Below are 20,802 nucleotides of genomic sequence, written 5' to 3' on the forward strand. Positions count from 1 at the left end.
CCGCTACGTCCGCCGCAACGTCAGCACCGCGTTGTGCCCCCCGAACCCGAACGAATTGCTGAGCACCAGGTCCCCGTCCGCCGGCAACGCCCGCGGCACCCCCCTCACCACATCCAACCCGATCGCGTCGTCGACCTCCCCGCACCCCACGGTCGGCGGCACCACCCCGTGATGCAGCGTCAGTACGGCGGCGACGGCCTCGACCCCGCCCGCCGCCCCCTGGAGATGTCCCAGGTGCCCTTTGAGTGCCGTGACCGGTACGGTCCGTTGCCCGAGTACCGCCCGCAGTGCGCCCGCCTCCGCGAGGTCGCCCTCGATCGTGGCCGTGGCATGGGCGTTCACGTGAACGACGTCCGCTACACGGCCCCCGGCATCCCGCAGGGCCCGGCGCAGGGCCAGGGCGACGCCGTTGCCGGACGGGTCGGGAGCGGCCATGTGGTGAGCGTCGGCCGACAGGCCCCAGCCCGCGGCCTCGCAGTAGATCCGCGCGCCACGCGCCCGCGCATGCTCCTCGGCCTCCAGTACGAGGACCCCGGCACCCTCGCCGTTGACGAACCCGCCCCGGTCCTTGGCGAAGGGACGCGAGGGTGAGCCGGTCGAGGGGTCACCGTCGGCCAGGGCCCGCATCGCCGCGAAGGACGCCATGATCGCCGGGGTGACGACGGCTTCGGCGCCGCCCGCGAGAGCCACGTCGAGCTGCCCGTACCGTATGCGGTCGATCGCCTGCCCTATGGCCTCGGTCCCCGACGCGCAGGCGCTCGTCACGGTCCTCGCCTCACCCGTGATGTGCAGGTCCAGGGAGACCTGGGAGGCGGCCTGCGAGGGCACCGTCATGGGGGTCGTGAGCGGCGAGACCGCGCGCGGCCCCCTCTCCCGCAACTTCCGGTCCCCGCCCACCAGTACGGACGCGTCCCCGAGAATGGCCCCCAGGCTCACCCCGACCCGCTCCGGCTCGACCCCGCTCTCCCGCGTGCCGCCCTCGGCGAACCCCGCGTCGACCCACGCCTCCCGGGCGGCCAGCACCCCGAACTGCGCGGCCCGGTTCATCCGCCGCGCCACCGGCCGGGGCAGCAGCCGGGCGGGGTCCACGGGCACGACCCCGGCGATCCGCACGGGCAGCCCGGCGAACTCCTCCCCCTCCAACTCCCGTATGCCGTGCCGCCCGTCGAGCAGCCCCCGCCACAGCTCGCCGACCCCGACGCCCAGTGGAGTGATCGCTCCGAGGCCGGTCACGACGACCCTCCGGGGTGCCGGCGCGGGTGCGGTGGCCTCGCATGCGACGGCCTCGCTCATCCGGGCATGCCCCCTCAGGTCATTGAAAGGGAAACATGCCCAGCTTTCTCACCTCTTGCACGTCACCTCTTGTGCAACCGTTCGACGCGCCGCCTCACGCCAGCAGCGAGGCGATCAGCGCGATCAACTCCCCTCTGCGCGGGTTGAGATAGAAGTGGTTCCCCTCGAAGGCCCGGACGTCCAGCCTCTCGGTCGTGACGTCGGCCCACGCCGAGAGGTCCTCGATCGTGCACGCCGGATCACGGTCGCCGCCGCAGGCCGTGACCGGAACTCCCAGCCGGTGCAGACGAGCCGGGCGGTACGTCGCCAGCAGGCCGAAGTCCGCGCGCAGAGCCGGCATGATCACCGGCCGCAGCGCGGGGTGTTCGTAGACGGCGGCGCCCTCGGGGTCCAGCCGTCGGACGTGGTCCAGGATCTCGGTGTCGGTCGGGAGCGGGCGCGGCGCCTGCTCCTGCGGGGCACGAGGCCGGGTGCGGCCGGACACGATCAGGCGGGTGAGGGTGGGGCCGGGGACGTCCTCCAGTCGGCGGGCCACCTCGTACGCCACCGACGAACCCATGCTGTGGCCGAAGAAGGCCAACGGCAGGTCGTCGTCGACCTCGTGCAGCAGGGCCGTCGCGATCGCGTCCGCCAGCTCCTCCATCGTGGTCGCACACGGCTCGGACAGCCGGTCCTGGCGGCCCGGGTACTGCACCGACACGACCTCGATCTCCGGTGGCGTCAGCGCGGCCCAGTCGTGGAAGAAGCCTGCCGCGCCGCCGGCATGGGGGAAGCACACCAGGCGGATCCTCGCGCCGGGCGCGCTCACGCCCCTGAGCCATCGGGTCCGGCTGTCCGGGAGCGGGGCGGTCATGCCTCCGCCTCGAACTCGGAGAGGAGGGCGTCGAGGGCGCCGTCGGCGCCGCCGTTCTGCTTCATCTCGACGATGCGGTTCGTCATGTCCTTCAGTGTGATCGGTTCGAGGAACAGCTGGATCGGCACGTCGATGCCCAGCTCGTCGCGGAGCCGTCCGGCGAGGTGGACGGCCGTCAGCGAGTCACCGCCCGCCTCGAAGTACGTCTGCTCCAGATCGGCGGCGCCGTTGAGATCCAGCGCCTCGATCACCAACTCGGCCACCGTGGCGTCGAGTTCGTTCTCCAGCGACGGCACCGGCGTCGGCGACGGTTGCGCAAGGGTGGGCGCCGCCGTCGCTGCTTCCGCCGTCGCGGGCCGCCTCAGCGTCAGCGCGCCATGGCTCTCACCCGCGAACGGATACGTCGGAAGCGACACCCGCCGTACGTCACCGTCGAGGGCCGGCCAGGTCACCTCCTCACCGCTGAGCCATGCCTCGCCCCGAGGGTCGGTCGTGGAGTCCCGGCGGCCCCCGGCCAGCGCTGTGAGCTTGTCGGCGGCCTCCCGTGCCCCGGCGGCCACGACATAGCCGCGTACGGGCATCGCGACCCGGCCCGTGCGCAGGGTGTGGGCGACATCGGCCAGGGGCGGGGCGCCCGCCTCGCCCAGTCGCCTCGCCAACCGGTCTGCGAGATCCGCGAGTTGGGGCTCGGTGCGGGCCGAGAGCGGCAGGACCAGGGGGTGCGCGGGAGTATCCGGCCGGGTCGGCCGCTCCGGCGCCGCCTGCACCACCACGTGCACGTTCGTGCCGCCGATCCCCACCGACGTCACACCCGCCAGCCGGGGCAGGCCCGCCCGGTCCGGCCACTCCTCGGCCTCGGTCACCAGCCGCAGCGGCGACTCCCGCAGGGCGGGGACCGGGCTGGTGACGTCCACCGTCGGGGCCAGCGTCGCGTTCTCCAGCATCAGGATCGTCTTGATGAGCGCCGCCGCCCCGGCCGCCGCGTCCGCATGCCCGATGTTCGACTTCACCGAGCCGATGCCGATGCCGTCACCCGTGCCGGTACCGTCACCGCCCGCGAAGGCCGCGCTCGCCGCCTCCAGTTCGATCCGGTCTCCCAGCTCCGTCCCGGTCCCGTGCGCCTCCACGTACTGTGCCGCCGACGGCTCCAGCCCCGCCGCCGCCCACGCCTCCGTGATCGCGGCCGTCTGCTGGTCCACCCCCGGAGCGGTGAACCCGACCTTGCCGGAACCGTCGTTGGTGACCGCCGTACCCCGGATCACCGCACGCACCGGGTCACCGTCGGCCAGCGCGTCCTCCAGCCGGCGCAGCACCAGCACGCCCACGCCGCTGCCCGGCACCGTGCCGGCCGCCTTCTCGTCGAAGGGGCGGCAGCGGCCGTCGGGGGAGAAGATGCCGCCCTGGTAGTGGACGTAGCCCTGCTTGCGCACACTGCCGATGGCCACGCCGCCCGCGAGCGCGGTGTCGCACTCGCCGAGGAGGAGGGCCTGCACGGCGAGATGCACCGCCGTCAGCGAGGTCGAACAGGCCGTCTGGACGTTCATGCTCGGGCCGCCCAGGCCCAGGCGGTACGAGATCCACGGCGCCAGGAACTCGCGGTCGGTGAGGATACGGACCTGGAGGGCGCCGATCGACGCCGCGAGCGCCGGGTCCGTGCCGGCGGCCAGGGCGTGTTCGGTCGGGCTGCCGCCCACGTACACGCCGGTGCGGGACGGGCCCGCGGCAGCGGCAGATGGTGCAGTCAGCGGGGCGTGGCCCGCGTCCTCCAGGGCGGCCCAGGCGGTCTCCAGCAGCACCCGGTGCTGCGGGTCCAGGGCCGCCGCCTCCGTGCGGCTGAAGCCGAACAGGTCCGCCTCGAAGCGGTCCGCGTCCGGGAGCCGGCCCTGTGCGGCGACGTACGCGGGGTTGCGCAGCTCCGCGGCGTCCGCGCCGTCGGCGAGCAACTCCTTCTCGCTGAAGGTGGACAGGGAGCAGACGCCGTCGCGCAGGTTGGCCCAGTAGGACTCCAGGTCCGGCGCGCCGGGGAAGCGGCCGCTCATGCCGACGACGGCCACCGCGGATTCGAGATCCTGCATCGGGACTTCCTCGGTCGTCATCGCGTCGTGCCTTTCCTGGAACGGATCTTCTGCAGGGCCGCCCGGCGGTCGCTGCCGCGCCGGGCCGCCTCCTCGCGGGGTGCGGTGTTCCCGGCCGTACTGTCGAGGTGGGCCGCAACGGCTGCCACCGTCGGATGCCGGAAGAGGTCGACGAGGGTGAGGTCCCGGTGCTCAGGGTGTTCCTGGAGCGCCGCGAGCACCGCCAGCAGCCGTACGGAATTGCCACCCAGGTCGAAGAAGTTGTCGTGCGCGCCGACCCGGTCCAGGGTCAGCACCTGCTGCCAGACCTCGGCCACCCGCAGCTCGGTCGCGGTGCCCGGAGCGGTGTACGACTCGCTCAGCGCCGGCCGCGACGACGGGGGGTCGGGGAGCCGGGACCGGTCGATCTTGCCGGAGCGGTTCAGCGGCAGCTCCGGCAGGCGTACGAAGACGTCCGGGACCATGTATCCGGGCAACCGCTCGGCCAAGTGGGCCCGCAGCACCGCGTCCGGCAGCTCCGCGGTGGTGACGAGATACGCCACCAGCCGCTGCTCGGCGCCCTCCCCGCGCACCGCGGCAGCGGCCACCGTGACGTCGGCGTGGCCTGCCAGCAGGGCCTCGATCTCGCCCAGTTCGATCCGGTAGCCGCGCAGCTTCACCTGGGAGTCCCCGCGGCCGAGGTAGTGCAGCACATCATGCGCGTCGACCCGGCACAGGTCCCCGGTGCGGTACATCCGGCTGCCGGGCGGGCCGTACGGGTCGGCGACGAACCGTTCGGCCGTCATGCCGGGCTGGCCGATGTAGCCGCGGGCCAGGGTGGCGCCGGCGACGTAGAGCTCGCCGGTCACGCCGACCGGGACCGGGCGCAGCCGCCGGTCCAGGACGTAGGCGCGGGAGCCGGGGACGGCGCGGCCGATGACCACCGGCTCGCCCGGACGCAGGTCGGCCGTGGTGGAGTACACCGTGGCCTCGCTGGGGCCGTACGCGTTGACGATCCGGCGGCCCTCCTCGCCGAGCCGCTCGACCAGCTCGGCCGGGCACGCCTCGCCGCCGACCGCGAGCGTCCGCAGCTCGGGCAGGGCGCCCGGGGCGCGGGGCAGGGTCATCGCGGCGGACGGCGGCAGGAAGACGTACGTGATGCGGGAGTCCCTGAGCCGTTTCTGGAGCGCCTCGCCGAGCCGCTCGTCCTCCTGCGCGATGTGCAGTTCCGCGCCCGCGACCCAGGGGAAGAACAGGTCGGACACGGCCACGTCGAAGCCGAACGACACGAACTGGAGGACGCGGTCCTCGGCGGTCACCGGGAACACGGGGCGGACGTTCGTCGCGAGGTTGAGCAGCGAGCGGTGCTCGACGGCGACGCCCTTGGGGACGCCGGTGGAGCCCGAGGTGTAGAGGACGTAGGCGAGGTCGCCGGGGGCGCACGACACGGGGGCCGTCTGTGCGGGGATCGTGTCCGGGTCCGGGTCCGTGTCCTCGTCGACGTCGACCCGTAGTTCCGGTACGTCCGTGCCTGCCAGGCCCGTTGTCTTCGCTGCCGTCAGCAGCAGGGACGTGCCGGAGTTGGTGATCATGTAGGCGAGGCGTGCCGCCGGATGCGCCGGGTCCAGGGGGACGTACGCGGCGCCTGCGCGGAGCACCGCGAGGGCGGCGATGCCCATGTCGGCGCCCCTCGGCAGCAGCAGGCCGACTCGGTCGCCGAGGCGTACGCCCTGCTCGCGAAGGCGGGCCGCGAGGGTGTCGGCGCGGTCCAGCAGTTCGCGGTACGTCAGGAGCTGGTCGCCGCAGACGAGGGCGGTGGCCTCCGGCTGCTGGGCGGCGCGGTCCGCTACGAGGTCGGGTACCAGCTGCGCCGCAGGGGATGGCGGGTTGTGTCGTATGGCGCCCCTTGGGGGCGTTGCCACCCCCTGGGTGAGCAGGCGGGTGCGTTCGTCCGGCGGGAGCATGTCGATGGCCGACAGGGGAACGTCCGGACTGTCCAGCAACCCCTCCACCAGCGTCTCGAAGCACCGCACCCACCGTCGTACCGTCTCCGCCTCGAACAGGGCGCTGCGGTAGATCAGGTACGCGGCGAGGTCCTCGTCCCAGCGCTCCACCTGGAGGTGGAAGTCGAACTTCGCTGTGTCCAGGGCGACATGGACGCGCTCGACCTCGGCGCCGGCCAGGCGCAGCGTCAGTTCGGTGTCGTCGTCGTAGCCGAAGACCACCTGGACGACCGGGTCGTGGCTGATCTCGCGGGCCGGGGCGACCGTGTTCACGACTGCCTCGAAGGGGGCGTCCTGGTACGCCTGCGAGTCCAGGAGGGCGGTGCGCAGGCGGTCGATCAGGGCGTGGTACGACGGGTCGCCGGACAGGTCGATCCGCAGCGCCAGGGTGTTGGTCAGCATGCCGACCAGGTCCTGGAGTTCCGGGCGGTCCCGGCCCGAGACGGGAAAGCCGATCACCAGGTCGTCGGAGCCCGACAGTCGGCTCACGAACGCGGCGTACGCGGCGAAGACCGCCATGAACGGCGTACCCCCGCGCGCCCGTGCCGTCTCGGCGATCCGCTCGCGGACCCCGGCCGGCAGCGTGAACCGTTCCGTGCCGCCCGCCGCCGAACGGACCGCACCGCGCGGCCGGTCCAGCGGCAGCGGGACCGTCTCGGCGGCGCCCCGCAGCCGCTCGGCCCAGTACGCGACCGAGCCGGCGTACTCGCCGCCCGCCTGCCGCTCCCGCTGCCAGGTCGCGAAGTCCGGGAACTGGAGGGCCAGTTCGGGCAGCGAGTGGCCCAGCCCCTTGGTCTCGTTCTCGTAGCCGGCCGACAGCTCCCGCAGCAGCACGCCCAGCGACCAGCCGTCGCAGACCAGATGGTGGGCGACGAGCAGGATGCGGTGGCTGCCGTCGCCCACCGCGTACAGCGTGCAGCGCAGCAGCGGGCCGGTCGTCACGTCGAAGGGGCGGGCGGCCTCCGCGCGCATCCGGGCGTCCACCTCGGCCACGGGGACGTCGCGCTCCACGCGCGGCTCGGCCCTCCCGGCCGCCGACACGATCTGCACCGGCACCCCGTCGGTGCCGGTGCGGAACACCGTGCGCAGCGACTCGTGCCGGATGACCAGCGCGTCGAGCGCTCGGCCGAAGGCAGCCGTGTCGAAGGGCCCGTGCACGGCGAAGGCGGCCGGCACATGGTAGGTCGCGCTGCCCGGGTCCATGTGGTCCAGGACGAGCAGCCGGGCCTGCGCGTCCGAGGTCGGGAACTCGTACTCCTCCGAGCTCCCGGTACTGATGTCGTCAGCGTCCATCTGCCTGTGCTCCGTCCCCCGTGCGGTTCCTTGCCAGTACGTTCTCCACGACCGTGGCGATCTCGCCGACCGGCCCCGCCGTGAGCACATCGCTGTGCTCACAGTCCAGTTCGTGCACGTCCACCCCGGCCGAGCAGGCCTGCCACGCCGCGTACTTCTCCTCGGTCGTGGCCTCCGTCGTGCGGGTGGCCGAGAAGAGGGTCACGCGGCCGTCGTACGGCGACGGCTGCCAGGCGCGGGCCAACTCGATGTACCGCTCCATGGCGGCGACCAGCGTGTCGAGGCGCCCTTCGTCCAGGTCGGCGAGCAGGGCGCTGTGCGCGTGGACACGGGCGACGACCTCGGCCCGCTCCAGCGGCCCCGGCCCTGCCGCGACCCCGGGCAGCGCGTTGCGCAGCAGGCTGACCAGCGCGGCCCGCTCCACGACCGCCGGGTCCAGCGGCACGCTGGCCACCTCGGGCGGCTTCGGAATCGCGTCCAGCACGGCGACGAGCTCGACCTCCTCGCCGGCCGCGCGCAGCCGCACCGCCAGCTCGTGGGCGACGGGCCCGCCGAAGGAGCGGCCGAGCAGTAGATACGGTCCGTGCGGCCGCACCGCGCGGATGCGCGACAGGTAGTCCTCGGCCAACTCGGGGACCGTTCTCGGCAGTTGCTCGCCGTGCAGTACCGGCGTCTGCAACGCGTACACCGGCCGCCCGGGCGCGAGGTGCGGCAGCAGCGCCGCGTACGCCCAGCCGAGTCCCAGCCCCGGATGCAGACAGAACAGCGGGGGCAGGTCGCCCTCGCGGCGCAGGGTGAGCAGCGGGGCGTACGCGTCCTCCTCGTCCCGGTCCTCCGCCGGCCCTGTCGCCAGGCGGGTGGCGAGCGCGGCGGGTGTGGGTGCCTCGAACAGCGCCGCCGGTGACACCCGGGTCCCCAGCTCCGCGTGGATTCTCGCGGTCAGGCGCAGGGCGAGCAGCGAGTGCCCGCCGTGCGCGAAGAAGTCGGCGTCGGGGCCGAGCGCGTCGACGCCGAGCACCTGCGCGAACAGCGCGCACAAGCGCTGCTCCCGCCCCGGCCGGGCGATCCGCATGCCGCGGTCCCCCGGGCCGCCGTCCGCCTCGGGCTCGGGCAACGCGGCCCGGTCGACCTTGCCGTGCGCGGTCAGGGGCACGGTGTCCAGGCGGGACCAGGCCGACGGCAGCAGATGCGCGGGCAGCGTGCGCGCCGCGTGCTCCCGTACGAGGTCCGGGTCGCCGCCCACGACATACGCGACCAGCCTCTTGCCGCCGTCCGGCCCGGGGCGAGCGGCGACGACGGCCCGCTCCACGCCCGGGCAGCCGGCCAGGGCGGCCTCCACCTCGGCGGGCTCGATCCGGAAGCCGCGCACCTTGACCTGGTCGTCGGCGCGGCCCATGAACTCCAGGTCACCGCCCGGGAGGCGGCGCACCAGATCGCCCGTGCGGTACATCCGGGCGCCGGGCGGGCCGTACGGGTCGGCGACGAAGCGCTCGGCGGTCAGGCCGGGGCGGTTCAGGTATCCGTGGGCGAGCCCGGCGCCGGCGACGTAGAGCTCGCCGACCGTTCCCGTCGGGACCGGGCGCAGGAGGCGGTCGAGGACGCGGGCGCGAGTGTTGTCGAGGGGCCGGCCGATCGGCACGGACCCGCCGACATCACCGCTCACACTGTGGGCCGTGGCGAACACGGTGGTCTCGGTGGGGCCGTAGCCGTTGACGACCCGGGTGCCAGGGCAGAGTTCGCGCACCCGGCGCACCGCCTCGGGCGCGAGGACGTCCCCGCCCGCCCACACCTCACGCACACTGCCGAGCACCTCGGGCGCGATCTCCGCGACGGTGCGCAGGAGTTCCGCGGTGAGCCACACCGCCGTGACGCGCCCTTCGGGCAGCAGCCTCTTGAGCACGTCAGGGGTGACCGGACCGGGCGGGGCGACCACCACGGTGCCGCCGTTCAGCAGGGGCACCCACATCTCGTAGGTCGCGGCGTCGAAGGTGTGCGGGCTGTGGAGGAGGACGCGCTCGTGAGCGCCGCCCGTGAAGCGGGAGTCGGCGGCGAGTTCGGCGACGGCTCGGTGCGGGGTGACGATGCCCTTGGGTTCGCCCGTCGAGCCGGAGGTGTACATCACGTAGGCGGGGGATTCGGGGGGCACGGGGGCCGTCGGCGCGGGTGCGGTGGCGTCGGATTCGCGGAGGTCCAACGCCCGGACGCTGCCCGGCAGCCGTACCTCCCTGGCGGTGAGCGCCACCCGCGCGTCAGCGGCCTCCACCAGCGCCGCCAACCGCCCCGCCGGAGCGCCCGGATCCAGCGGCAGACAGCACGCGCCCGCCTTCAGCACCGCCAGCTGTGCGACGACCATGGACGCGGACCGGGCCAGCGGCAGCGCCACGGTGTCACCGGGCCGTACCCCCGCCTCCCGGAGCCGGCCCGCCAGCGCGTCGGACGCCGTGTCGAGGCCGGCGTACGTCAGCACCTCACCGTCGGACTCGACGGCGGGCGCGTCGGGCGTACGGGTCACGTGCTCGGCGAAGCGCCCGCGGATGCCCAGCGCCCGGGGCGTCGTAGGCAGGGGACGCGCCGGCCCGTCGGAGAGGGCGAGCAGGTGTCGCCGCTCCTGCGGCGGGAGGACGTCGAGCCGGTCGGCCGGCGTCCCCTGCGCGAAGGTCAGCACCTCCAGGGCGCGCGCCAGGCGGGCGCCGATCGTGGAGGCCGGGATGCCCCGGCGGCAGCTGACCCGCAGCAGCATCCGCTCGGCCGCGACGACGGCGATCGTCACCGGGTAGTGCGTCGCGTCCCGCGTCTCGACCAGCTCGACGGCCGGGGCGGGGCCTTCGGCGCGCGGGAAGTTCTCGAACGCCAGGACCGTGTCGAAGAGTTCGCCCGCGCCCGCGGCCCGCTGCACCTCCGATAGGCGTACGTGGTGGTAAGGCGCCAGCCGCAGCTGCTCGTCCTGGACGCGGGCCAGCAACTGGTCGACACCCTCGCCGGGGCGCAGCCCGATCCGTACGGGCAGCGTGTTGATGAACAGCCCCACCATCCGCTCGACGCCGGGCAGATCGTGCGGCCGCCCGGAGACGACCGCGCCGAACACCAGGTCCTCGGCACCGGTCATCCGGGCCAGCACCAGGGCCCAAGCGGTCTGCGCGACGGTGTTGACGGTGACGCCGGCGTTCGCGGCACGTCGGGTGACGGCCGCCGTCAGCTCGGGCATCAGCTCGATGTCGACCGTGTCCTCAGGGCCGTCGGGCCCCTCGGGCGACAGCAGCGCGGGCCGCGCGAGACCGCCCAGTGCCTCGCGCCAGGCGGCCTCGGCGCCGACCTGGTCCTGACCGTTCAGCCAGACCAGGTACTGCTTGAAGGGCGCGGCGGGTGACAGCTCCCCGGCACCCGTCGTCAGCGCCTCCAGATCCTGCGCGAGCAGCGGCAACGACCAGCCGTCCAGCAGGATGTGGTGGAAGGTCAGCAGCAGATCCGCACCCGCGTCGTGCCGCACCAGCGTGGCCCGTACCAACGGCGGCCGGGCCAGATCGAAGCGGCGGGCCCGGTCCTCGGCCATGAGACGGGCGAGCTCCGCCTCCGTCTCGTCCGGCGTGCGCCCGGTGCGATCGGCCTCCGTCCACGGCAGCTTCACCGCGCGCGGGATCACCTGCACCGGCCGCTCGACGTGCTCGTGCCTGAAGCACGCCCGCAGATTCGGATACCGCTCCAGCAGCCCGGCCACCCCGGCCCGCACCGCCTCGGCCGTGACACCGGGGGCGATCCGGAACCGCGCCTGCACCAGATACGGGTCAGGGCCCTCCGGATCACGCAGGGCGTGGAAGAGCAGCCCCTCCTGGGCGGGGGACAGCGGCAGAACGTCCGCGATACGGCCGCCCATCAGTCGTCCCCCTCGCTGTCCTCGTCGGCCGGCTCGAAGTCCAAGTCGTCCTCCAGCAGGGCGAGTTGATCGGAGGACAGGTCGACGAGCGGGAAGTCGGAGCTGGTGTGGCCGCCCGTGCCGGCGCGGCGCGTGTGCTCGACGAGCACCTCGATCGCCTCGCACCACAGGTGGGCCAGCTCCAGGACCTCGTCCTCGCCGAGCTCGCCGCGCGCGTAGGAGAACCCGGCGCTCAGACACAGCCGCCCGGCGCCCCGCTCCAGGACCAGCGCGTCCACTTCCACCGCATGCCCGAGCGGCAGCGCCTCCGCGGCCATGCCGAGCAGCTCGCCGTCGGCCGTGTCACCGCCGGAGAACCGGCCCAGGTAGTTGAAACGCAGGTCGGGGACGGGCAGTGCGGCCAGCTTCGGGGCCGTGTCCGGGTTGAGGTGGCGCAGCAGACCCCAGCCGAGGCCGCCCGAGGGGACCGCCCGCAGCTGCTCCTTGATCTGCTTCAGCGCCTCACCGGCCGCGTCCTGCGCCGGCTTCCAGAAGTCCGGGCCGAGCGCGGCGCCCGCGTCCACCCGGACCGGATACTGGGTGGTGAACCAGCCGACCGTACGGGAGATGTCGGCCGGGGTGGAGAGCGCCTCGCGGCCGTGGCCCTCCAGGTGGGCCAGCAGACCGGAGCCCGCGCCCCGACGCCGTACCGCAGCCGCGGCCAGGGCAGTCAGCAGCACGGCGTCCGGGCCGCAGTGGAAGGCCGCGGTCACCTCGGACAGGGCCGCCTCGGTGACCTCGGGCGTCAGCTCGACGGTGAGTACGGCACGGCGCCCGCCGACACCCCGGCCGCCGGCGATCCGCGCGTCCGGGCCGGTCAGCATCCGCTCCCACCAGGCCGACTCCACATCGGCAAGCTCGGGCCGCACCGCCTCCTGCGCCAGCAGCCGCGCCCAGCGCGCGAAGGACGTGCCCGTGCTCTCCGGCAGCTCCTCCCCGGCCAGCCCGGCGGCCAGTCCGGGACCCAACAGCCGCCAGGACACCCCGTCCACCGCCAGATGGTGCACCGTCAGCAGGAGCAACCCCGGCTGCCCGGCAGAAGCGTCGAGCCAGGTCGCCCGCACCATCTCGCCCTGCTCCGGGTCGAGCCGCACCGACGCCGCCAACTCCTCGGCCCGTACCCGCGGATCGGTACCGGCGGGTACCTCGACGCGGTCGACAGCCACGCCGGGGATGTTCTCGGGAACCTCCAACTCGCCGTCCACGAGCCGCATCCGCAGCACACCGTGCCGCTCGACCAGCCCGCGCACCGCCGCCTCGACCCGCTCCGGGGTCACGTCCCGCGGCACCGGGAACACCATCGACTGCGTGAACGCCGCCGCGTCCCCGCCGCCCTGCTCACGCCACCAGCGCATGACCGGCGTGAGCGGAAAGCGCCCGGTACCGGAATCCGGGCCCGATTCCGTGCCGCGGTCCGTCACCGCCCGCGCCGTCAGCGCGAGTGCGGCAGGCGTACGGGCCGTGAAGACATCACGCGGGGTGATGCCGAGCCCCGCCCCCGAAGCGCGCCCCGCGAGCTGGATCGCCATGATGCTGTCGCCGCCGAGCCGGAAGAAGTCGTCGTCGGCACCGACCCGTTCGACGCCGAGGACCTCCTCGAACAGGGCGCACAGGGTGACTTCGCGTGCCCCCTCCGGCGCCCGACCGGCACCGCCGGGACGGGTCCCCGGCGCGGGCAGCGCCGCCCGGTCCAGCTTGCCGTTGGGAGCCAGCGGCAGCGCCCGAAGCACCACCACGTCGGCCGGCACCATGGCGGCGGGCAACCGCCCGGCGGCGTACGCCAGCAGCGCGTCCGGCGCGGGTTCGGTGCCGGACGCGCCGACGACGTACGCGACGAGCCGCGGCCTGCCCGGCCGGTCCTCGCGTACGACCGCCACGGCCTGTTCCACCGAGGGGTGCCCGGTGAGGACGGCCGCGATCTCGCCCGGTTCGATGCGCTGACCCCGGATCTTCACCTGGTCGTCGGACCGGCCCAGATACTCCAGCTGCCCGTCGTCGCGCCGCCGGGCCAGGTCCCCGGTGCGGTACATGCGTGCGCCGGGCGCCCCGTACGGGTCGGCGACGAACCGCTCGGCGGTCGCCCCCGGCCGGCCCAGATAGCCGTACGCCACCCCCGGGCCCGCCAGATACAGCTCGCCGCTCACCCCGGGCGGCACCGGCCGCAGCCGCCCGTCGAGCACATACGCGCGCGTGCCCGGCAGCGGGGCGCCGATGGGCGGGGCCGTGCCGTCACCGGTCAGCGGGCCGGAGACGGTGGCGGCGACGGTGAACTCGGTGGGCCCGTAGGCGTTGTGGAACCGGCGTCCGCCGACCGCCCAGCGGGCCACCAGCTCCGGCGGGCACGCCTCCGCGCCCACGGCCAGCGACCGCAGCCGCGGGTACTCCCCGACGGGGACCGTCGCCAGCACCGACGGCGGCAGCATCGCGGCGCTGATCCGCAGCCCGGTCAGCACATCGGCCAGCCCCTGCCCGGCGAGCGGCCCCTCGGGCGGCACGACCAGCGTCCCGCCCGAGCCGAATGCCATGCACATCTCGGCCACGGAGATGTCGAACGCGGGCGACCCGAGCTGCAGGACCCTGCTTCCCGGGACCAACGCCAGCGAGTCCACGAGTCCTTGAGCGAGGGCGGCCAGACCGGTGTGGGGGACGACGACGCCCTTGGGACGCCCAGTAGACCCGGAGGTGTGTATGACATACGCCGGCGTCAGCGCCTCATGGGGGCGCGGGGCTGTCATCGATGTGCGGCTACCGCCGGGTGGGCGCGACCAGCCGCAATGGCGCGGCAGACGATTCACGACATGCCGTGGCACTTCCAGCGAATCGCTCAACACCAACGTCGGCACACCCGTGTCGACTGCGACCCCCCGCTCACCCACCACGACCAGCACCGGCTTCGCGTCCTCCAGCGCCCCCCGGATCCGCTCGCTCGGATAGTCCGGATCCACCGGCAGATAGGCGGCGCCGACCCGCTGCACGGCCAGCAACGCAGGGACCATCGCCGCGGTGCGCCCCAGCGCAAGGGCCACGACCGCACCGGCCCCCACCCCGTGCTCGGCGAACACTGCGGCCAACCTGTCGACCCGGTCCATGAGTTCGGCGTAGGTCAGCGCCAGCGCCCCGGCCTCCAGCGCAGGCGCGTCCGGTGTACGGACCGCCTGCCGTGCCACCAGGTCGGGCAGCGACACCGGCTCGGGTGCGTCAGGGCCGACGCCGAGCTCCAGCAGCCGCGTCCGGTCGGCCTCCGGCACCAGCCCGACCTCCGCGAGCGGCACCTCGGGGTCGGTGGTGAAGCGGCGCAGCAGCTCCAGGTAGGCGTCCGTCCAGTGCCGTACGGTGTCGGCGCCGAAGAGGGCCGTACGGATCTCGAAGCTGCCGTCCATCGCGCCGTCGTCGGCGTCCCGGACGATGCCCACGAGGTCGTGCTCGCCGCCGGTGTGGATGCGCTCGGGCTCGCTGAACTCGCGCAGCGCGGCCACGCTCCGCTGCTGGGTGAGGTGCATGAACACCCACTGGAACAGCGGGGAGCGCCCGGCGCTGCGGTCGGGGGCCACCGTCGAGACGATCCGGCCCACGGGCACGTCGGCGTTGGCCATCAGCTCGGGGAAGTCCGTGGCGAACCGGGACAGCACGTCGGCGAAGGAGTCCCCGGGCCGGATCCGCCAGCGGGTCGGGATGGCGTTCATGACGTACCCGATGACCCGCTCCAGGCCCTTGGCGGCACGGTTGGCGGTCGGGGTGCCGAGCACCATGTCGTCGGCGCCGGTGAGGCGGTGCGCGAGGACCGCGAAGGCCGCCATCAGGACGACGTAGACCGAGGCGCCGCGTTCCCGGGCCAGGGCCCGGATCGCCTGGGCGGTCGGGGCGTCGACGCGGAAGGGGATCTGCGCGATCTCGTCGCCGGTGTCGTTGCGGCTGCCCGGCACGGTGAGCGGCCCCGGCGGCTCGGCCAGGTAGCGGCGCCAGAAGTCCAGCCGCGCCGCGAAGACGCCGGCCTCCTCCAACTCGCCCTGCCAGGAGGCGAAGTCGGCGTACTGGACGAGGGGACGGGACGTGGTGGTGCCACTGCCGTTGCCGGTGGCGTGGTGGGCCTCGGCGAACTCGGCCTGGAGCACGTCGAAGGACCACCAGTCGGCGATGACGTGGTGCAGGCCCAGCATCAGCGTGGTCCGCCGCTCGTCGACGGTGACGAGGCGGGCCCGCATCAGGGGGCCGCCGGCCAGGTCGAAGGAGCGGCGCCGGAAGGTCTCGAAGGCCTCCGCGATGGTGGTGCCGGTACCGCGCAGGTCCTCCCGCTCCAGCACGAAGCGGTCCTCGGTCGGGAAGGTGACGTACAGGGCGCCCGGCTCGCCGCCGATGCGCGCCCGCAGGATGTCGTGCTGGGACCGGACCAGGGTGAGCGCGGTCTCCAGCCGGTCCGGGTCGACCGGCGCGACGGTCTCGTCGAAGTGATAGGCACTGCACAGGTTCAGCGCCGGAGTGCCGGGATACAGCGACTCGTACACCCACAGGTCCTCCTGCGCGGGACTGAGCCGCACCGGACCGTCCCCGTCCCGGCGCGGCACGACCGCCGGGATCAGGCCCAACTGCCCGGACTCCACGAGCCGGCGCATCAGCCGGACGCGCTGTTCACCGCTGAGCGCGCCGAACCGCTCGGCCATCGAGGCACCGCTCGCCCTGGCCGCCCCCGTTGTCCCCGTCACGCCACGTCCTCCCGGAGCCTTGCGAAATCCCCTGTCACGCCACGTCCTCCCGCAGTTCGGCCAGCCGGTGCAGCCCGGCCAGTACCTCGTCGCGGCCGAGGCCGAAGTCCACGAAGCAGGCGACCTCGTCGCAGCCCAGCTCGCGCAGATCGGCGAGCATCTTCCGGCAGGTCGCGACGGAGCCGAGCAGGCTGCCCCAGGTCAGATAGCGGTGGAAGGCGAACTCGGCCAGCAGCGCGGTCTGTTCCTCGGTGAGCTCCGACGTCGCCTTGTCGGCCGTGCGGTTGGCGGTCGTCTGCCGGACGTACGACTGCAGATACCGCTTCAGCGGTACGGCGGCCAGCCGCCGAGCCTCCTCGTCGTCCGCGCCGACGAACGTGTGCGCCATCAGCGTCACCCGGCCGTGCGCGTCGGTGCCGCCCTGGTCGGGGGCGGCGGCGCAGGCGGCGCGATAGCGGGCGATCTTCTCGGCCAGCTCCTCCCGGCTCTGCCCGACGGTCGCCCCAAGCACCCCGGTGCGCAGGTTTCCTGCGGCCTCCCAGGTCGCCGGGTTGCCGGAGCTGGTCAGCCACAGGGGCAGCGTGTTCTGCACGGGCCGGGGCTGCGGCAGGACGGCCACCGAGGTGCCGGTGCCGTCGGTGAACTCGGCCGCCTCGCCCGCCCACAGCCGCCGCAGCAACGGGATGTCCCGGAGGGTCTGTTCGCGCCGGCCCTCGTAGTGGTCCGGGGCCAGCACGAAGTCGGTCGAGTGCCAGCCCGTGGCCGCGGACAGCCCGATCCGGCCGTGCGAGAGGTTGTCGACGACCGCCCAGTCCTCCGCGATCCGCAGCGGATGGTGCAGCGGCAGGATCACGCTGCCCGCCCGGATGTTGATCCGCTCGGTGGCAACCGCCAGCGCCGCGCTGAGCACCGGCGGGCTCGGGAACACCTGGCCCACCTGCTGGAAGTGCCGCTCGGGCGTCCAGATGGCGTGGAAGCCGAGCCGGTCCGCGGTGCGGGCCACGGTGAGGATGTCGTCGTAGGCCTCGCTGTGCCGCGGCGCACCGCCGGCCGCGAGGTCGTCGGCGGGTGTGTCGGCGCCGAAGAACATCACGCTCAGGTCCATGGCACCTCCTTCTGAATCGGGTCGTCGGTACGGCCTGTACCGGGGACGTCGGTACGGCTGCCGCGGCCCGGCTGCCGGGGAATGCGCGGTCGGCGCGGGATGGGTGCCGGGGCGGCGGGCGCCTCGGCCGGTGCCCGCTCCAGCGCGGCGGCGAGGGCGGCGACCGTGGGCGAGGTGAACAGCTGGGCTGCCGTCACCGTGCGTCCGGCGCCGGTGAGGCGGGCCGCGACCCGAACCGCACGCAGGGAGTTGCCGCCGAGCCGGAAGAAGTCGTCATGCGGACCGATGTGTTCCACCCCGAGGACGTCGGACCAGACGGCCGTGATCTCCCGGTGCAGGGCGGAGTCCGCAGGATCACCGGCCGTGGGTGTGGGGGCGAGGACCGTGTCCCGCGCTGCGTCCGCCCGCCGGGGCGGCTCCGGCAGCGGCAGCCGGGACAGCGGTACGTCCGGCTCGGCGGCCGTCGCGCGCAGCGCCTCGACGACCGCGTCCGCCAGCCACTCGACGAACTCCGCTTCCAGACACGAGGTCCGGTACTCGAAGACCAGCGTCATACCGTCCGGCGCGCCCGACGGACCGTGGTCGTCGGTGACGTCGACCAGCAGCTCGAACCGTGCCGTGCCGGTGCGCAGCGGCTCCACGCCGGCCTCGGCGCCGGGCAGGTCCACCTCGGCCCGGGCGTTGTTCTGCAACGCCAGCACGACCTCGGTGAACGGCTGCCGCCCCGGGGGCCGAACGGGGTTGAGCGCTCCCACGACCTCCTCGAACGGCACGTCCTGATGGGCGAAGGCGTCCAGCGCCGTCTCCCGGGTACGCGCGAGCAGCTGCCGGGCCGTGGGGTCGCCGGACGCGTCGTTGCGCAGCACCAGCATGTTGACGAAGAACCCGACGACGTCGTCGACCGTGCCGTCGTGCCCCCGCCCGGCGATGGGCGAGCCGACCGCCAGATCCTCACCGGTCCCCGCACGCACCAGCACGGCCGCGAGGGCGGCGTGCAACGCCATGAAGAGCGTGGCGCCCTCCGCCCGGGCCCCGCCGACGATCAGCGCGTGCGCTCGGGCGTCCAGCCGCCGTACGACCGTGGCGGCGTCCCGACCCGGCACGGCGGGCCTTCCGGAGCGCCGCGGGAGCAGGGGGCCACCGCTCGGGAGGCCGGCCAAGGTCTTGCGCCAGAAGCCGAGCTGGGCCGCGGCAAGCGATCCCGGATCGTCCGCCACGCCCAGCCGCTCCTGCTGCCGGCGGGCGAAGTCGGCGTACGGCACCGGCAGCGGCGCGAGCTCCGGCGCGGCGCCGGAGACCCGGGCGGCGTAGGCACGCGACAGATCCCGGAAGAGCGGGGGCAGGGACCAGCCGTCGCCCGCGACGTGGTGCAGCACGAGCAGCAGCGCGTGCTGTCCCGGCCGGTCCTGGATGCCGAACAGTACGGCGTGCAGGGGAAGTTCGGCGGCGAGGTCGAAGCGGTGCCGGGCGGCTTCGGCGACGGCCTTGTCCAACTCGTGGGACGTCACGTCGACTTGCCGAAGCCGAGGCAGGGCCGCGGCGCCGACCCGTATCCGCTGGCGCGGCTCACCGTCGCGCTCCTCGAAGACCGTACGCAGCGCCGTCTGCCGGGCGGCCACGTCTCCGAGGGCGGCCCGAAGAGCCTCCGGGTCGACTTCGCCGCGCAGCCGCACCAGCACCGGAAGCGTGTAGGCGTTACCCGCGTCGACCTGGTCGAGGAACCACAGGCGGCGCTGGGCGTACGACAGACGCAGCGCATGCCCCTCCGGGGCAACTGGGGCGTCCTCGTCGCGCCCTGTCTTCTCGTCCCGCCCCGCCTTCTCCTTGCCGGCCTTTTCCACATACGGCACCAGCGCCGCCGGTGTCCGGCACTCGAACAGCATCCGTAGGCCGACCTGGGCGCCCAGTGTCAGCTGGATCCGCCCCAGCAGCCGCGCCACCGTCAGCGAGGTGCCGCCGAGCGCGAAGAAGTCGTCCTCCGGACCGACCGACGCCACCCCCAGCACCTCGGAGAACAGCGCGCACAGCGCCTCCTCGACCGGGCCGGACGGCTGCCGTGCCGACGCCGACGCGAGGGAGCCGGTGACCGGGCCGGGCTCCGGCAGAGCGGCGTGGTCCAGCTTGCCGTTGGGAGTGAGGGGCAGGGCGTCGAGGAGCACGAAGGCGGCCGGGACCAGGTAGTCGGCCAGTACTCGGGCCGCGTGGTCCCGCAGTTCCTCTTCCAACAGCCGGCGTTGATGTCCCTCACGCGGGACGACGTACGCGATCAGCCGCTTGTCACCGGTGGCGTCGGGACGGGCGACCACGGCGGCCCGGACGACAGCTGGATGGCGGGCCAGAACCGTCTCCACCTCGCCGGGCTCCACCCGGAACCCGCGGATCTTCACCTGCGCGTCGGCCCGCCCCAGATACTCCAGCACCCCGTCCGCCCGGCGCCGCACCAGGTCACCGGTGCGGTACATCCGGCCACCGGCGGGCCCGTAGGGGTCGGCCACGAACCGCTCGGCGGTCAGCTCGGGACGGCCGCAGTAGCCGAGGGCGACACCCGCTCCGGCCGCGTACAGCTCACCCGTCTCACCGTCCGCGACGGGCCGCAGCCGCTCGTCGAGCACCCGGAGCCGTTTCCCGGCCAGCGGACGCCCGATCGGCACCGGGCTGCCGTCTCGCACCTCCTCGGCGGTGACCGGATGGACGGTCAGGAAGACCATGCCCTCGACCGGGCCGTAGCCGTTGCTCAGCCGCAGCGCGGGGTAGCGCTCCAGGGCGCGGGCCGCGTGCGCGGGCGACAACGGCTCGCCTCCGACGATCAGTTCGCGCAGGCCGGCGAGCGCCCGCGGGTACTCGTCGACGATCACGTGGAAGAGGGAGGCGGAGAGATACAGGGAGGTGACGGCGTGCCGCTCGACCAGGCCGGCCGTCAGCACCGGGTCGGGGCGCTGTCCGGGGTGCAGTACGCACAGTCCGCCGTTCAGCAGCGGACCCCACAGCTCCATCGCGAACGCGTCCCAGGACACCGGGGAGCACTGCAGCCACACCGCGCCGGGCCCGAACGACGCGAAGTCCTGCCCGGTCAGCGTCCCGGTGATCGCGGCATGCGAGGCGACGATGCCTTTGGGGCGGCCGGTGGAGCCGGAGGTGAACATCACGCAGGCCGGGTCCCGCGGCCGAACCTCCACGGTGCCGCGCCGCAGCGGCTCGGCCCCTGCCGCGTCCTCCACGGCCACCGACTCGACTGCGGATAAAGGCTGTGGGGAACCGCGCCGGGACACGACCGCCGCGACGCCCGCGTCCGCCGCCATCCCGCGCAGCCGTTCCGCCGGGAAGTCCGGGTCGAGCATCGCGTAGCCCGCACCGGCCTTGAGCGTGCCGAGCAGTGCCACCACCATCTCGGCGGACCGCTCCAAGTACACGCCCACCAGGGACCCCGGCCGTACGCCGTGCCGCCGCAGCAGCCCGGCCAGCCGGTCGGCCCGCGCGTCGAGTTCGCCGTAGCTCAGACGCTCGTCGCCGGACACCAGCGCGGTCGCCGCCGGGGTCCGCCGGGCCCGTTCCTCGAAGAGTTCATGCACGCCGTGCAACGCCCCCGTTGTC

At 74.0% G+C, this 20,802-nt stretch carries 7 protein-coding genes and 1 pseudogene; all 8 read right to left on the reverse strand.

Annotation, left to right across the window (positions count from 1 at the left end):
* Positions 1-3 precede the first annotated feature (3 nt).
* Positions 4-1,257 (reverse strand): annotated as a pseudogene (locus tag ACZ7L5_RS21820) (beta-ketoacyl-[acyl-carrier-protein] synthase family protein); the annotation flags it as partial.
* 130 nt (positions 1,258-1,387) lie between these two features.
* Positions 1,388-2,146 carry a thioesterase II family protein gene (locus ACZ7L5_RS21825; protein ID WP_471518403.1) on the reverse strand — a complete coding sequence of 253 codons (759 nt, stop codon included), beginning with the start codon at positions 2,144-2,146 and terminating at the stop codon, positions 1,388-1,390.
* Positions 2,143-4,221: a beta-ketoacyl synthase N-terminal-like domain-containing protein gene (locus tag ACZ7L5_RS21830; protein ID WP_471518404.1), complete on the reverse strand. Its 2,079-nt coding sequence runs from the start codon at positions 4,219-4,221 to the stop codon at positions 2,143-2,145. Before ACZ7L5_RS21830 ends, ACZ7L5_RS21825 begins: the two co-directional genes overlap by 4 nt.
* A 17-nt stretch (positions 4,222-4,238) precedes the next feature.
* A complete protein-coding gene (locus ACZ7L5_RS21835; RefSeq protein ID WP_471518405.1) occupies positions 4,239-7,496 on the reverse strand; it encodes a non-ribosomal peptide synthetase in 3,258 nt (1,085 codons plus the stop codon).
* Positions 7,486-11,367 carry a non-ribosomal peptide synthetase gene (locus ACZ7L5_RS21840; protein WP_471518406.1) on the reverse strand — a complete coding sequence of 1,294 codons (3,882 nt, stop codon included), beginning with the start codon at positions 11,365-11,367 and terminating at the stop codon, positions 7,486-7,488. The genes ACZ7L5_RS21835 and ACZ7L5_RS21840 overlap by 11 nt, the downstream gene beginning before the upstream one ends.
* The gene (locus tag ACZ7L5_RS21845) at positions 11,367-16,106 is read right to left on the reverse strand and encodes an amino acid adenylation domain-containing protein (protein ID WP_471518407.1); all 4,740 of its coding nucleotides are present in this window, start codon (positions 16,104-16,106) and stop codon (positions 11,367-11,369) included. Before ACZ7L5_RS21845 ends, ACZ7L5_RS21840 begins: the two co-directional genes overlap by 1 nt.
* 34 nt (positions 16,107-16,140) lie before the next feature.
* On the reverse strand, positions 16,141-17,211 hold the full coding sequence (locus ACZ7L5_RS21850) for a MupA/Atu3671 family FMN-dependent luciferase-like monooxygenase (protein ID WP_471518408.1): 1,071 nt from the start codon (positions 17,209-17,211) through the stop codon (positions 16,141-16,143).
* Complete coding sequence (locus tag ACZ7L5_RS21855) at positions 17,202-20,780, reverse strand: acyl carrier protein (protein ID WP_471518409.1); 3,579 nt, start codon at positions 20,778-20,780, stop codon at positions 17,202-17,204. The genes ACZ7L5_RS21850 and ACZ7L5_RS21855 overlap by 10 nt, the downstream gene beginning before the upstream one ends.
* Positions 20,781-20,802 lie beyond the last annotated feature (22 nt).

This window comes from Streptomyces sp. NPDC107528, from assembly GCF_055639295.1.